Source organism: Amycolatopsis kentuckyensis (assembly GCF_041679295.1).
Lineage (GTDB): Bacteria > Actinomycetota > Actinomycetes > Mycobacteriales > Pseudonocardiaceae > Amycolatopsis > Amycolatopsis kentuckyensis_A.
Genome location: NZ_JBGDMD010000007.1, coordinates 553,510 through 567,834, shown reverse-complemented (window position 1 = coordinate 567,834; position 14,325 = coordinate 553,510). Strand labels below are relative to the sequence as shown.

Sequence of the window (14,325 nt, the reverse complement as noted above, 5' to 3'; positions counted from 1 at the left end):
CGCGCGAAGGTGGCCGCTTGTGATGCCCGCGGGACCCGGGAATGGCTACCGGCCTGCGGTGGTCAGGCGGCACGCGCGAGGCGCATGGCCGCTTGTGGTGGCTCGCAGGGCCGGGGTTGGCGACCGGGCCGCGGTGGCCTGACCGCACGGGACAGCAGCCCGCGAGACGGTTGGCTACAGAGGTTCGGGGGTGGTCGAGCCGCTCCGCGGCGGCCGCGCGAGCTGGGTGGGCCGCAGAGGTGGGTCAGCCGCGCGAGCCGGAGCGGCCAGCCGGGAGCGCGCCCCGATCGAGCCGCGGCCGGTGGCGCCGGCTTGGTCGGGTGGTCAGCGCTTCCAGAACCAGTCCTTGTCGCGCGCTTGGCGGAGGGCCGTTTTCTTGCGGTCGGCCGTCAGGCGGTCCAGGTACAGGATGCCGTCCAGGTGGTCGGTTTCGTGCTGGAGGCACTGGGCCAGTACGTCTTCGCCCTCGACCTCGATCGGCTCATTGTGGATGTCGACGCCGCGGACCTTCGCGTGCTTCGCCCTCTTCGTGGGGAACCACAGCTCCGGGACCGACAGGCAGCCCTCGTCGATTTCGTGCGTCTCCTCGGACAGCTCGGCTATCTCCGGGTTGATCACGTACCCCGTGAGCCCGGCGACGTCGTAGCTGAAGATGCGCAGCCCCACCCCGATCTGCGGGGCCGCCAGCCCGGCGCGGCCCCCGGGTTTCACCGAGTCGACCAGGTCGCGCACGAGCGCCTCGAGCTTTTCGTCGAACACGGTGACCGGGTCGCAGACGGTCTTGAGGATCGGGTCGCCGAAATAGCGCAGTTCGCGCATCGCCATGAGCAGAACATCCTTCGTGCGGTGTCGAACTGGCAGCTTAGGCCCGCAGTCGCAGCCCGGACGGCGTGGCCCGGAAACCGGCTTCGCGGAGGACTTCCGCCAGTTCCGACGTCAGGGCCTGCTCGCCGTCCGCGCGCTGGACCGACAGCTGACCCAGCCAGCCCTCCCGCACCGCCGCCGACAACGCCTGCGCCGCGTCCACCAGCGGTTGCCGCTCGTCCGTGAAACTCAGCAGTGACTTGCCCCCTCGCTCGACGTACAGCGCCGGCACGCCGTCCACCAGCACCGCCAGCGCGCCGGCCTTGCGGGCCGGACGGTGCTTCGTGTCGCCCGTCGCGGCCGGCCACGGGAGCGCCGCGCCGTACGGCTGGGCCGGGTCCGCCGCCGCCAGCACCACCGCGCGGCCGGGCGCCGGACGGCCCGGGCCCGACAGCGCGCGCAGCCGGTCCACCGCGCCCTTCGCCGCGAACTGGGCCGCGCCCAGCCCTTCCACGACGTAGCCGCGGATCACCTGGCCGGTGTCCTCCATGCCGCGCAGCACCTTGTAGATCCCGGAGAACCCGCCGGTGACGCGTTCGGTGTCGAGCGCCCCGCGGGTCAGGACGCCGTGGCGTTCGAGGAACGCCTCCGTCCGCGCGTGGGCGCGCCGGGTCGCGTCGGTTTCACGGTTCGGCGTCAGCGCCCAGCGGCCGGCGACCGTCGGTGGCCCTGACCGCGACGGCATCTGCGGCCGCCCCGCCCGCAGTCGCGCGTACCGGCCACGGGGTGCCTGGCGCCGCGGCTTGTGCGCACCGTGCCCCGCCACCTGGGCCCGCAGCGGCCCCAGCGTGTCGCCGGTGACCAGCCCGGCCCACACCAGGTCCCACAGCGCGGCCACGATTTCGGCATCGTTCGGCGCCTTGTCCACCAGGACGCTCGCGCGGTCCACCAGCTGGCGGAAGAACAGCGCACCACCCTCCAAAGTGGACACGAGCGCGTCGTGCAGCGGCCCGGTCGGGATGTCCTCGACGACTTCCGGCAGCAGCAGGTCGGCGACATCGGTCGGGGCGAGGGCGATCCAGCCGTCCCCGCCGGACAACGCGCCGCAGCCCGCCCACGTGACCTCGCCGGCGGTCGTCAGCTCGTCCAGCAGCGCGGGGGAGTAGCCCGGCAGCCGCCCGGGCAGGATCAGCGACTCGACGGCGCTCGCCGGCAACGGCGCCCCGGCGAGCTGCTCGACCACCGACAGCACGTCGTCCGCCGTCGGCGCCGCCCGGACGCGGCCGCCGAACCCGTGCCACGACGGCAGGAACCGGCCCAGCGCCGCCGGTTCGACCGGCTCCACCTCGGCCCGCAGCTTCGCCAGCGACGCCCGCCGCAGCCGCCGCAACACCGCGGAGTCGCAGTACTCAGTACTGACCGAACTGCCCACGCCCGGGGAGTGGGTGTCCGGATGTCCGACCGGGCTCAGCTCGCCGCGCACCAGGCGGCCTTCGCCGGTCATCCGGTCGAGGACCCCGGTGACGACGGCCAGTCCGAGCCCGAACCGCTTGGCCACGTCCGAAGCGGCGAACGGTCCCCGGCTGCGGGCGTAGCGCGAAAGCAGGTCGCCGAGCGGGTCCGCGACCGGTTCGGTGAACGCCTCGGGGACGCCCACCGGCAGGGCGGTGCCCAGTGCGTCCCGGACGCGGCCGGAGTCTTCGATCGCCAGGAACCGTTCGGTGCCGCCGATCCGTACCCGGATCGCCCGCCGCGCCGCTTCCAGCTCGGTGAGCCACTCCGCCCGGATCCCGCGCTCCGCGGCTTCTTCGACGGTCAGGTCGCCGAGGAAGCGCAGCAGGTCGGCGGCGTCCTCCGCCGAGCGCGCGTGGCGGTCGGGGTCGAGCCGCTGCAGCGACCGGGTCACCTCCGCGACGGCCTCGGGATCCAGCAGCTCGCGGATCGCCTCGGTGCCCAGGAGCTCGGCCAGCAGCGCCGAATCCAGCGACAGCGCCGCCGCCCGCCGCTCGGCCAGCGGCGCGTCGGTCTCGTACAGGAACATCCCGACGTAACCGAAGAGCAGGCTGCGCGCGAACGGCGACGCGGCCGGCGTCTCGACCTCCACCAGCCGGACCTTGCGGGCCCGGACGTCGGTCATCAGCTCCCGCAGGCCGCCCACGTCGTAGACGTCCTGCAGGACCTCGCGCATCGCCTCCAGCACGACCGGGAACCGCTCGTACTTCGCCGCGACCGACAGCAGCTGCGACGCGCGTTGCCGTTGCTGCCACAGGGGAGTGCGGCGCCGCGGGTCCCGGCGCGGCAGCAGCAGCGACCGCGCGGCGCACTCCCGGAACCGCGCCGCGAACACGGCCGAACCGCCGACCTCCGCGACGATCAGCTGTTCCACCTCTTCGGGGTCGAGCAGGATGTCGTCCGCGCCGATCGTGACGTCGCCGCCGTCGGCGTCGAGGGCGTCGGGCAGCCGCAGCACGATGCCGTCGTCGGAGTGCGCCACCTGCGCGTCGACCCCGCGGTTCTCCCGCAGCCGCGCGGCGATCGCGAGGGCCCACGGCGCGTTCACCTGCGCGCCGAACGGCGAGTGCACGATGATCCGCCAGTCGCCCAGCTCGTCGCGGTAGCGCTCCAGGAGGATCGTCCGGTCGTTCGGCACGTGCCGGGTGGCGGACTTCTGCTCGGCCAGGTAGTTCAGCAGGTTGTCGCACGCCCGCTGGTCCAGCCCCGCCGCGGCGGCCCGCTCGCGCGCCTTCTCGTCGTCCGATGTGGACAGTTCGCGGACGAACTTCCCCAGCGCCCGGCCGAGTTCGAGCGGACGGCCCGGCGCGTCGCCCTTCCAGAACGGCATCCGCGCCGGTTCGCCCGGCGCGGGCACCACGATGACCCGGTCGTGCGTGATGTCGGTGATCCGCCACGACGACGTGCCGAGCAGGATCGTGTCGCCGACGCGCGACTCGTACACCATCTCTTCGTCGAACTCGCCGACGCGCGAACCGGGCTTGTCGTCCCCGCCCGGTGTCATCACGGTGAACAGGCCGCGGTCCGGGATGGTGCCGCCGGAGGTGACGGCCAGCCGCTGCGAGCCGGGCCGCCCGCGCAGCTCGCCGCCGATGCGGTCCCAGGTGATCCGCGCCCGCAGCTCGCCGAACTCCTCGCTCGGGTAGCGGCCGGCGAGCATGTCGAGCACCGCGTGCAGCGCGTCGTCCGGCAGCGACGCGAACGGCGCCGCCCGCCGCACCAGCGAAGCCAGGTCCGGCACCGTCCACGGCTCCAGCGCCACCATCGCGACGACGTGCTGCGCCAGCACGTCGAGGGGGTTGCGCGGGTAGCGGACCGCCTCGATCGCGCCGGTCGCCATCCGTTCCGCGACCACTGCGCAGGAGACGAGGTCGCCGCGGAACTTCGGGAACATCACGCCGGAGGAGACCGCGCCGACCTGGTGCCCGGCGCGGCCGACGCGCTGCAGACCGGACGCCACCGTCGGCGGCGCCTCGATCTGGACGACCAAGTCGACCGCGCCCATGTCGATGCCCAGCTCCAGCGACGACGTCGCCACCACGCACGGCAGCCGCCCGGACTTGAGGTCCTCCTCGACGTGCGTGCGCTGCTCCCGCGACATCGACCCGTGGTGCGCCCGGGCGATCACCGGCGGCGCGCCGGTGCTCACGCCGGACTGCCCGACCGCCTCGGCCGGGAACGAGTCCGCCGGGGTCAGCTCCGTCTGTTCCGCGGCCAGCTCGTTGAGCCGGGCGGTGAGCCGCTCGGTCAGCCGGCGCGAGTTGGCGAAGACGATCGTGGAGCGGTGGTCGCGGATCAGGCTCAGCACCCGCTCCTCGACCGCCGGCCAGATCGACGGCCGCTGCACGGGGTTGCCGGCGATCTCCTCCAGCGTGCCCAGGCCGCCCGGGGCGATGTCTCCCGGCGGAAACGCCTCGGTCAGCGACTCCAGTTCGTCGAGCGGGCTCGGCGCCGGGCCGCTTCGCGGTGCGTCGAGGTTGCTCATGTCGTCGACCGGGACCTCGACGCGCACCTCGATGGTCTTCGCCAGCTTCGGCTGGACCACGCGCACCGGGCGGCCGCCGGCGAGGAACGCGCTCACCTCGTCGATCGGGCGGACCGTCGCCGACAGGCCGATCCGCTGCGCCGGCTTCGGCAGCAGGGAGTCCAGCCGCTCCAGCGACAACGCCAGGTGCGCGCCGCGCTTGCCGCCGGCGACCGCGTGCACCTCGTCGACGATCACCGTTTCGACGCCGCGCAACGACTCCCGCGCCGACGACGTGAGGATCAGGAACAGCGACTCCGGCGTGGTCACCAGCACGTCCGGCGGAGTTTTGCCGAACGAGCGGCGCTCGGCCGCGGTGGTGTCGCCGGTGCGCATGCCGACCTCGATGTCGGGCACCGGGAGCCCGAGCCGCCGCGAAGCCTGCGAGATGCCGGCGAGCGGGGCGCGCAGGTTCCGCTGGACGTCGACCGCGAGGGCCTTCAGCGGGGAGACGTAGAGGATCCGGCAGCGCTTGGTGGCCTCGGCCGGCGGTGGTTCCACCGATAGCCGGTCCAGCGCCCAGAGGAACGCGGACAGGGTCTTGCCGGACCCGGTCGGCGCGACGACGAGGGCGTGCTCGCCCGCGTGCGCCGCCCGCCAGGCGCCGTCCTGGGCCGCGGTGGGCGCGGCGAAGGCCCCCGCGAACCAGTCCCGGGTCGCGGGGGAGAAGAGGTCGAGCACGTCAACTGCCACGTCGTCCATGATGCGCGGCACCACCGACAATTTCGGAGGCATCGGCGACGATCACGCTGTCGGCGAACGCCGGGTACACGGCGTCGATCGTCGGCTCGTCGGTGATCAGCCGGTACTCGCGGTCGAGCGGCGTCCAGTAGGAAAAAGGGGCCTGGTCCAGCTTGGAGCGGTCGGCCAGCACGTAGGCCTCGGCGCCCGCGTGCAGCATCGCGTGCTTGACGACCGACTGCTCCAGTGACGGGCAGCACAGCCCGCGGCCGGGCACCAGGCCGTCCGCCCCCAGGAACACCCGATCGGGTGAGATGTGCCGCAGCTGGGCGAGGACGCTCTCGCCGAGGATGGCCTCGTTGGGGTGCCGCAGCCGGCCGCCGAGGACGATCAGGTCGATCCCGGCGAAGCCGGCCAGCTCGCGGATGGCGGTGACGCCGTTCGTGACGATGGTCAGCCCCTCGCGGTGGGCGAGGTGGCGGGCGAGCCTGCCGGTGGTCGTGCCGGCGTCGAGCAGCACTACCTCGCCGTCACGCACCAGCGCGGCGGCTTTCCGGGCGATGGCGTCCTTCGCCGTCGCGTTTTCGCGGTCCTTCTCGCGGGGACTGCGTTCGGTGTCGAGCGCGCCGCCGTAGGTGCGGACGACGTGCCCGGCCCCGGCGAGGGAGGCGAGGTCGCGGCGGATCGTCGACTCCGAGACGCCGAACTCCTCGGCGAGCTCCGCGATGCCGCCCGAGCCGTCGCGGACGGCTTCCAGGAGCATCGCGCGCCGGTCACGGGTGCCTGGTCGCGGCTGGGACATGCACCGACTCTTCCACAGTCGCGGGTTTCAGCCCGAAGAACGCCAGGCTCGCGGCCACGGCGAGGAACGCCGCCAGGACGACGAACCCGGTGGTCGCGCTGCCGGTGACGTCGGTGAGCCAGCCGACCAGGTAGGGCCCGGCGAACCCGCCGAGGTTGCCGAGGGCGTTGATCAGGCCCATCGCCACGGCGACGACCTCGATGCCGAGGATCCGGCTGGGGATGGCCCAGAACGGCCCGTACGGCATGTAGACGCCGGTCGCGACGACGCAGAGCAGCACCAGCTGCACCGCCGCCGGCCAGTGCACGAGGTTTCCGAGCAGCAGCCCGGCGATGGCCACGACCAGCGGTACCGCGACGGCGAGCCGCCGGTTGCCGGTGCGGTCCGACCAGTGCGCGCACACGACCATCCCGGCCAGGGCGAGGACGTACGGCACCGCCGACAGGAACCCGACGGCGGTGGCCGAGCCGCCGGTCATCGTCTTCACGACCGACGGCAGCCACAGGCTGAACCCGTAGAAGCCGGTGATCCAGAAGAAGTAGATGCCGATCAGCAGCAGCACCTGCCGGTTCGCCAGTGCTTGCCGGTAGCCCTGCTTGACGAACGCGGGCTTCGCCTCTTCCTCGGCCTGCAACGTGGTCTCGAGGTAGTCGCGCTCTTCGGCGGAGATCCAGCGGGCCTTCGCCGGCCGGTCGGCCACCGCGAACCACCAGACGACCGCCCACAGCAGCGGCGGCAGGCCCTGCAGCACGAACACCCAGCGCCACGACATGTGGTCGAGCATCAGCCCGGACAGCGGGGACATGACGATCGCCGAGATCGGCAGGCACGTCATCCACAGCGCGTTCGCCCGGGCCCGTTCGGCCTGCGGGAACCAGGACGCCAGCAGGATCAGCACCGCGGGCCACACGCCGCCCTCGAACAGCCCGAGCAGCAGCCGTGCGAGGTGCAGTTGCGTTTCGTTCTGCACGAGCCCGCAGAGCACCGCCGCGAACGCCCACGCGACCATCAGGATCAGCACCGTCTTGCGGGCGCTCCACTTCACCGCCAGCACCGCGGCCGGGATCTGCAGCACGAGGTAGCCGACGAAGAAGATGCCGCTCGCCAGCCCCTTCGCGCTGGCGGACAACGGGAAGTCGTCGCCGATGTAGGGCAGGATCACCGCGACGTTCGTGCGGTCGAGGTAGGCCAGCATGTACATGACCACCGCGACCGGGATGACGTACGCCCAGCGCTTGCGGGGGATCACCGGACACCCGGCGGGTAGATCGACGGCAGCTTGCGGGCGTACGGCGCCAGCGTCGCGGCCGCCTTGAACGCCGCGACCATCGTGCCGTGCGAGGCCCGGCCGGTGCCGGCGATGTCGAACGCCGTGCCGTGGTCGACCGACGTGCGCAGGATCGGCAGGCCGACGGTCACCGACACCGTGCCGTCGAAGTCGTACGTCTTCGACGCGATGTGTCCCTGGTCGTGGTAGAGCGAGAGCACGCCGTCGAACCGGCCCTGGATTCCTTGGTGGAACACGGAATCCGCGGGGATGGGGCCGACGACGTCGAGCCCCGCGGCGCGCGCGGCGGCCACCGCGGGCGCGATCGCGACGATCTCCTCGTCGCCGAACTTGCCGTTCTCGCCGCCGTGCGGGTTCAGCGCCGCCACCGCCAGTCTCGGTTTCTCGGTGCCGAACACTTCGAGCGCGGTGTAGGCCTCGCGGATCGCGTGCTCGATGTTCTCCCGCGTGATCTGGTTGATCGCTTCGCGCAGCGAAAGGTGCCGGGTGGCGAAGAAGATCTTCAGCCCGGACACCCAGAACATCGTGTTGAACCGGGTCGACCCGGTCAGCTCGCCGAGCATCTCGGTGTGCCCGAGGTGCCGGGAACCGGCCGCCCAGATCGCCTCCTTGTTGATCGGCGCGGTCACGACCGCGTCGACCTCGCCGGCCAGCGCGAGCCGGGTGGCCACTTCGATCGCGCCGACGGCGGCGGCGCCCGCGGTCGCGTTGACTTCGCCCCACGGCAGGTCTTCCCGGACCACGCCGAGGTTCAGGATGTCGATCACGCCGGTGGTGAAGCGCGCGTCGGCGACCGTGGCGATCGGGTTGATCTCCAGGTGCAGGCCGAGGTGCCGGACCAGGCGTTCCAGCACGATCGCGTCGCCGACCGCCACCCCGCGGGCCAGCTGCAGGGATTCGGGCTCGGCGAGGGTCTTGAGGGTGATCTCCGGGCCGATGCCGACGGGGTCGCCGAGGGTGACGGCGAGGATCGGGAGGTCGCTCACGGGTTCTTCCTTCCGGTGGCCAGCACGTGGTTGAGGTGTTCCAGGCAGGCGACGGCGGCGTCCCGGCCGCCGATCAGCCCGCCCTTCGTGGCGAAGGGCAGCCCGGCGTGCGGGCCGCCGGAGAGCCGCCCGGCGACCGCCAGCGGCAGCACTTCGGTGTCGATCTCGAAGCCGTCGGCCCCGAGGGCCTTGGTGACTTCGACGGCGATGTCGCCGCCGGTGGCGTAGAGCCCGCCGATCCGGTGGGCGGCGAGCACCAGCCGGGTCGCTTCGCCGAGCGCCGGCGCGATCCGCGCCGCCACGCTCGCGTCGATCGGGACGCCCGGTGCCGGTGCCCGGGTCCGGATGCCGGTCACGCGGTGCCCGGCGTCGAGCAGCTTCCCGGCCGCGGCGGCGATCACGGCCGGGTCGGGCCGCTCCGGGTCGACGTCGACGTACCGCGCGTCCAGCACCAGCTCGGTTTCCAGCACCTGGTCCCGGGTCTGCCCGGTGATGCTGCCGATGACGGCCAGGACCGGCGGGATGGTGCCGTGGCCGGGGGCGAGGCCCAGCGCGGCCGCCAGCCGGACCCCGAACGGCCCGGAGTCCACGGAGATCCAGCGGGTGCCTTCGGCCGCGAGCCGGGCGGCGGCCTTGGCGACGGTGGTGAGGTGCCGGTTCGTCGTGGCGTCGCAGACGACGATCCCGGCCGGGCCGCGCAAGGCGGCCTCGACCGCATCCACGCCGTCCTCGACGACGTCCAGCGGCAGTTCGGCGATCTCCCGGTCGGTCGGCCGCAGGAGTGTCCGGATCCGCGAAGTCCGGACCGGGGCGAGCGGGTCGCGGGCGGCCGGGCTTTCGGCCAGCGGCACGCCGTCGACCAGGTGCAGGCCGCCGAGGGTGACCCGGCCGGCGTCCGGGAACGCCGGCACGACCAGGGCACGGGCCCCCGGTGCCGACGCCAGGACGGCCTCGGTCTCCACGCCGACGTTGCCCCGCAGGGTCGTGTCCACACGCTTCACCGTGAGCTCGACGGGCCCGGCCAGCCCGACCACGTCCCGCACCGCCCGCCCGGCGTGTGGTGGCGAGGCGTGCCGGGTACCCAGGTTCACCACCAGCGCGTCGATTCCGCTTTCCGCGCGGAAGCAGGGCGCGTCCGGTTCGAGCGGTGCGTTGACCGAAACCGCGCGCAGCCCGAAGCGGGCGTACAGCGCTCCGGTCGCGTTGCTGCCGGTCAGGTCGTCCCCGAGGACGAGCAGCTTCGGCATCGCGGATCGCTCCTTTGCGCGGTTCGGGCAACTCGGATGACCGAACTGCGCAACTATCGTGCACCGTGATCCACCTCTCCGTCAAGCCGCGGTGACTTTCGCGGGTCCGCACGCACGGTGACCGCGCGCATGGCAGCATCACCGCGAACGCCGTCACGGCGTGTTTCGCGAAGGGGAGTGCTGTGCGGATCCTGTCCGTGGACCTCGGGACGTCCAACACCGTCGCCGTCCTGTCGGCGCACGGCAGGCCGCCCCGGGTCGTCGAGGTCGACGGCTCGGCCAACATGCCGTCGGCGGTGTTCGCCACCGAAGAGGGCACGATCATGGTCGGCCGCGACGCCGAGCGCCGCGCCCGCCTCGACCCGACGCGCTTCGAACCGAACCCCAAGCGCCGCATCGACGAGCAGACCCTGCTGCTCGGCACCGACGTCGTCCCGGTGACCGACGCGCTGGCCGCCATCCTGCGCCGCGTCCTCGAAGAAACGTCCCGTCAGCTCGGCGGCGAGCAGCCCGACGAGGTCCGGCTGACCCACCCCGCGCAGTGGGGCCAGACCCGCCGCAACGTGCTGATGTCCGCCGCCCGGCTCGCCGGGATGGGCCAGAACATCCTGCTGGTGCCCGAACCCGTCGCCGCGGCCGCGCACTTCGCGTCGTTCCCCGGCAAGTCCCTCGCCCCCGGCCAGGCGCTCGCCGTCTACGACCTCGGCGCGGGCACCTTCGACGTCGCCGTCGTCGGCGCCACGCAGAACGGCTTCACCGTGCTCGCCGAGGACGGCCTGCCCGACCTCGGCGGCCTCGACGTCGACCAGGCGCTGATGGTGCACGTCGGACGCGAGGTCTCGCACTCGGACCCGCAGCGCTGGCAACGGCTCCTGCGCCCCGAGTCCACCGGCGACCGGCGCACCCGGCGCGCGCTGCAGGAGGACGTCAAGGCGGCCAAGGAGGCGCTGTCGCGGCACCCGCAGACCGAGGTGCCGATGCCCGAGCCGTTCAAGGACGTCCTCGTCACGCGCGGCGAACTGGAGGGCCTGGTCCGGCCGGCGATGCTGCGCAGTGTCGAACTGCTCTCGCGGACGTTGCGCTCGTCCGGGCTGACGCCGGACCGGCTGGCCGGCATCTACCTCGTCGGCGGGTCGAGCCGGCTGCCGCTGGTCGGCACGATGATCGCGGAGAAGCTCGGTGTCGTGCCGGGCAGCCTCGACCAGCCGGAGACCGCCGTCGCGCTCGGGGCGCAGCACGTCGCGCGCGACGGCATGGGCGCGCGGACGCAGAACGTCGAAGGCGCGGTGGCCGCGGGCGCCCCGCACCGCCCGCAGTACGCGCCCCCTCAGTCTCCGCCACCTCCGCCGCAGTACCCGGGGTACGCGCCGGCGAACTTCCCGCCGAGCGGGCCGCAGCCGATGCCGTCGAACTTCCCCGCGTACTCCTCCCCGGAGAAACCGGAGCCGAAGCCCGGCGGGAAGAAGAAGCTGCTCATCGGGATCGCGGCCGCGGTCGTGGTGGTGCTCGCGGCGGGGCTGACGTACTTCCTGACGTCGTCGTCCTCGGCGACGACCTACACCGCCGAGCAGTGCAAGACGCCGGGCCAGGCCGACGACAAGGGCCTCACCGGCTGCCTGCGCCAGCTCGCCGGGAAGATCGCCGACACCGGCGACTGCAAGCCGGGCATGGGCAACGGCCCGGCGGCGCCGGCGGAGAGCCTCGGCGTGTCCTCGACCTGCTCCGCGCCGGGCCGGGCGGGCACGCAGGTGACCTACGTCCAGGGCGACAACGCCGACACGCTCAAGCAGTACACCGACGGCCTGCTCACCTCGGCGGGCGGTGACCGCACCGAGGCCGACTGGGGCGGAAACGGCCTCAAGGGGCACTACTCGTCGGCCGCGGGCAAGACGTCGGCGGTGCTCGTGTTCACGGTGTCGGACCGGCCGCTCGTGGGGTTCATCTACCAGCTGAACTCGAGTGACCAGGCCGCGGCGACCACGCCGGGCACGCTGGCCGACTACTTCGAGGCGAGCGTCCAGCCGGGGGAGTAGACGGCGGGCCTTTCGCCGACAGCGACCTCGGCTGTCTTGAATGAGTCATTCAGGTCTTGGGAGGTCCTGAATGACTCATTCAAGACGCTCAGGCTTCGCTTGGGGCGACCCGGGACGCCGGCTTTGCCAGGCCCCTGAGGTCCGGGGGCGGACGGCGCGAACGGACCGTTCGCGCCCGCCGGTTAGAGTGGGTTCGATGCGGATCACGGTTTTCCGGCGGCTGATGGCCGAGGAGTTCGGCCCCGGGCGGGCCCAGGTGCTGGCCAGGGACCACGTGCTCAGCGGGCTCGGCGGCCGGACCGTCGACCAGGCGCTGACCGCGGGAATCCCGGCCAAAGACGTCTGGCGAGAGGTCTGCGACGCCTTCGACGTCCCCCGCGAACGGCGCTGACCTGGGCATATCCCCGGGTGCTCGACCCGGGTGGGCGAAAAATCCTAGCGCAAGGGTGTGTCGCTGCCGACCTCGAACAGGTGTTCGTCTAAGGTGTTGTCCACATCGGGTCCAGCGATCCACAGATTGGGCGCCGCGCCTGGAATTGTCGGTCCCCGCCGCTAGCGTCGGACCGGACAGCTGAAGAACCGACACAGAGCCCCCGGAGAGCCGGGGCTTCGACCAGCGAGGTGGACTTCCATGCCTGCAGCACCCGACAAGGACAAGGCGCTCGAGCTCGCGCTCGCGCAGATCGACAAGCAGTACGGCAAGGGCTCGGTGATGCGCCTGGGCGAGGACACCCGGCCGCCCATCGCCGTGATCCCCACCGGCTCGATCGCCCTCGACGTCGCGCTCGGCATCGGCGGGCTGCCCCGCGGCCGGGTCGTCGAGATCTACGGCCCGGAGTCCTCCGGTAAGACGACGGTCGCCCTGCACGCCGTGGCGAACGCACAGCGCGCCGGCGGCATCGCGGCGTTCATCGACGCGGAGCACGCGCTCGACCCGGAGTACGCGAAGAACCTCGGCGTCGACACCGACGCGCTGCTCGTGTCCCAGCCGGACACCGGTGAGCAGGCGCTCGAGATCGCGGACATGCTGATCCGCTCCGGCGCGCTCGACATCCTGGTCATCGACTCCGTCGCCGCGCTCGTGCCGCGCGCCGAGATCGAGGGCGAGATGGGTGACTCGCACGTCGGCCTCCAGGCCCGCCTGATGAGCCAGGCGCTGCGGAAGATCACCGGTGCGCTCTCCAACTCGGGCACCACGGCGATCTTCATCAACCAGCTCCGCGAGAAGGTCGGCGTCATGTTCGGCTCCCCGGAGACGACGACCGGTGGTAAGGCGCTGAAGTTCTACGCGTCGGTCCGCCTGGACGTGCGCCGCATCGAGACGATGAAGGACGCCGGCGAGGCGGTCGGTAACCGCACCCGCGTCAAGGTCGTCAAGAACAAGGTGGCCCCGCCCTTCAAGCAGGCGGAGTTCGACATCCTGTACGGCCAGGGCATCTCCCGCGAGGGCTCGCTGATCGACATGGGTGTCGACCAGTCCATCGTGCGCAAGTCGGGCGCTTGGTACACCTACGAGGGTGACCAGCTCGGCCAGGGCAAGGAGAACGCGCGCCGGTTCCTGCGCGACAACCCGGACATCGCCAACGAGATCGAGAAGCGGATCAAGGAGAAGCTCGGCATCGGCCCGCAGCTCGACGCGGACGCCGTCGAGGCGGTCCCGGCGCCGGTGGACTTCTGAGCGAAGGGGGCTCGGGATTGGGCCGGTGTGCTCGCGGAGTGCGCTCGCCCTCATCCCTTTGCCGTGTTTCCCGGGTGTCGAACCCCCGGACCCCCGCCAGGGGGCAAGCCCCCTGGACCCCGGCCGTGGTCGCGTTTCGACTTCGGGCGCGGGTTTGTGAAGACGAGGAGTGACGTAGGTGGCGAGGGCGCCCAAGGTTCCGCCGGCCGAGCTGCCTCCCGAGGAGCGGTACAAGAAGGCCAAGGAGATCTGCTTCGATCTCCTGGCCGCCCGGCCGCGCACCCAGGAGGAGCTGCGGCAGGCGTTGCACCGCAAGGGGTTCGACGAGGAGACCAGCGAGACCCTGCTCGGCAAGCTCGACCGGGCGGGGCTGGTCAACGACGAGGAGTTCGCCCAGCTGTGGGTGAAGTCCCGGCACGCGAACCAGGGGCTGTCCCGCACCGCGCTGGTGGCCGAGCTGCGGCGCAAAGGCGTCGACGGTGAGGTCGCCGCGCAGGCGGCGGGCGAGGTCGACCGCGAGTCCGAAGAGCAGATGGCCAGGGAACTGGTCCGCAAGCGGCTCGGGTCGCTCGGCAACGTCGACGAGCAGACCGCACTGCGGCGGCTGCTCGGCTTCCTCGCCCGCAAGGGCTATCCGCAGGGGCTGGCGTACACCGTGATCAGGGAGGAACTCCGCGAGTACGGCGCGGAGTCCACCCTGCTCGACGACGCCGTCATCGACTGACCGGCGCCCGCCGGCCCAGCACGGCGGTCGGGCGGCCCGGCAAGCG

General features: G+C 72.5%; 10 protein-coding genes. 4 read left to right on the top strand and 6 right to left on the bottom strand.

The genetic code is table 11. The features are described from left to right. Positions 1–324: 324 nt before the first annotated feature. Genes def through ACERZO_RS31465 form a run of 6 tightly spaced genes read right to left on the bottom strand, consistent with a single transcriptional unit; the run spans position 325 to position 9,844 of the window. The gene (gene def, locus ACERZO_RS31490) at positions 325–825 is read right to left on the bottom strand and encodes a peptide deformylase (RefSeq protein WP_372668688.1); all 501 of its coding nucleotides are present in this window, start codon (positions 823–825) and stop codon (positions 325–327) included. Positions 826–862: 37 nt separating this feature from the next. Further along, positions 863–5,542 carry a DEAD/DEAH box helicase gene (locus ACERZO_RS31485; protein ID WP_372668686.1) on the bottom strand — a complete coding sequence of 1,560 codons (4,680 nt, stop codon included), beginning with the start codon at positions 5,540–5,542 and terminating at the stop codon, positions 863–865. Further along, positions 5,523–6,323, bottom strand: coding sequence for a DeoR/GlpR family DNA-binding transcription regulator (locus ACERZO_RS31480; protein ID WP_372668685.1), 801 nt, complete (start codon positions 6,321–6,323; stop codon positions 5,523–5,525). Before ACERZO_RS31480 ends, ACERZO_RS31485 begins: the two co-directional genes overlap by 20 nt. Next, the gene (locus tag ACERZO_RS31475) at positions 6,295–7,572 is read right to left on the bottom strand and encodes an MFS transporter (protein ID WP_372668683.1); all 1,278 of its coding nucleotides are present in this window, start codon (positions 7,570–7,572) and stop codon (positions 6,295–6,297) included. Before ACERZO_RS31475 ends, ACERZO_RS31480 begins: the two co-directional genes overlap by 29 nt. Further along, entirely contained in the window at positions 7,569–8,597 is a 1,029-nt protein-coding gene (gene pdxA, locus ACERZO_RS31470; protein WP_372668681.1) for a 4-hydroxythreonine-4-phosphate dehydrogenase PdxA, read from the bottom strand. Before pdxA ends, ACERZO_RS31475 begins: the two co-directional genes overlap by 4 nt. After that, complete coding sequence (locus ACERZO_RS31465; protein WP_372668679.1) at positions 8,594–9,844, bottom strand: four-carbon acid sugar kinase family protein; 1,251 nt, start codon at positions 9,842–9,844, stop codon at positions 8,594–8,596. The genes pdxA and ACERZO_RS31465 overlap by 4 nt, the downstream gene beginning before the upstream one ends. 182 nt (positions 9,845–10,026) lie before the next feature. On the opposite strand from ACERZO_RS31465, the gene ACERZO_RS31460 reads away from it, so the two are divergent. The 4 genes from ACERZO_RS31460 (at position 10,027) to ACERZO_RS31445 (ending at position 14,279) form a co-directional block, all read left to right on the top strand. Then, on the top strand, positions 10,027–11,877 hold the full coding sequence (locus ACERZO_RS31460) for an Hsp70 family protein (RefSeq protein WP_372668677.1): 1,851 nt from the start codon (positions 10,027–10,029) through the stop codon (positions 11,875–11,877). A 196-nt stretch (positions 11,878–12,073) separates the two neighbouring features. Then, positions 12,074–12,268 (top strand): DUF3046 domain-containing protein, encoded by a 195-nt coding sequence (locus tag ACERZO_RS31455; protein ID WP_086680497.1) that lies wholly within the window; start codon positions 12,074–12,076, stop codon positions 12,266–12,268. A 240-nt stretch (positions 12,269–12,508) separates the two neighbouring features. Further along, positions 12,509–13,555: a recombinase RecA gene (recA, locus tag ACERZO_RS31450; protein ID WP_372668675.1), complete on the top strand. Its 1,047-nt coding sequence runs from the start codon at positions 12,509–12,511 to the stop codon at positions 13,553–13,555. A 178-nt stretch (positions 13,556–13,733) separates the two neighbouring features. Further along, positions 13,734–14,279 (top strand): regulatory protein RecX, encoded by a 546-nt coding sequence (locus ACERZO_RS31445; RefSeq protein ID WP_372668673.1) that lies wholly within the window; start codon positions 13,734–13,736, stop codon positions 14,277–14,279. Positions 14,280–14,325 lie beyond the last annotated feature (46 nt).

Coding starts and splice junctions, on each gene's coding strand:
- ACERZO_RS31485 (WP_372668686.1), bottom strand. CDS start 5,542: ATGGACGACGTGGCAGTTGACGTGCTCGACCTCTTCTCCCCCGCGACC.
- def (WP_372668688.1), bottom strand. CDS start 825: ATGGCGATGCGCGAACTGCGCTATTTCGGCGACCCGATCCTCAAGACC.
- ACERZO_RS31480 (WP_372668685.1), bottom strand. CDS start 6,323: ATGTCCCAGCCGCGACCAGGCACCCGTGACCGGCGCGCGATGCTCCTG.
- ACERZO_RS31455 (WP_086680497.1), top strand. CDS start 12,074: ATGCGGATCACGGTTTTCCGGCGGCTGATGGCCGAGGAGTTCGGCCCC.
- ACERZO_RS31465 (WP_372668679.1), bottom strand. CDS start 9,844: ATGCCGAAGCTGCTCGTCCTCGGGGACGACCTGACCGGCAGCAACGCG.
- recA (WP_372668675.1), top strand. CDS start 12,509: ATGCCTGCAGCACCCGACAAGGACAAGGCGCTCGAGCTCGCGCTCGCG.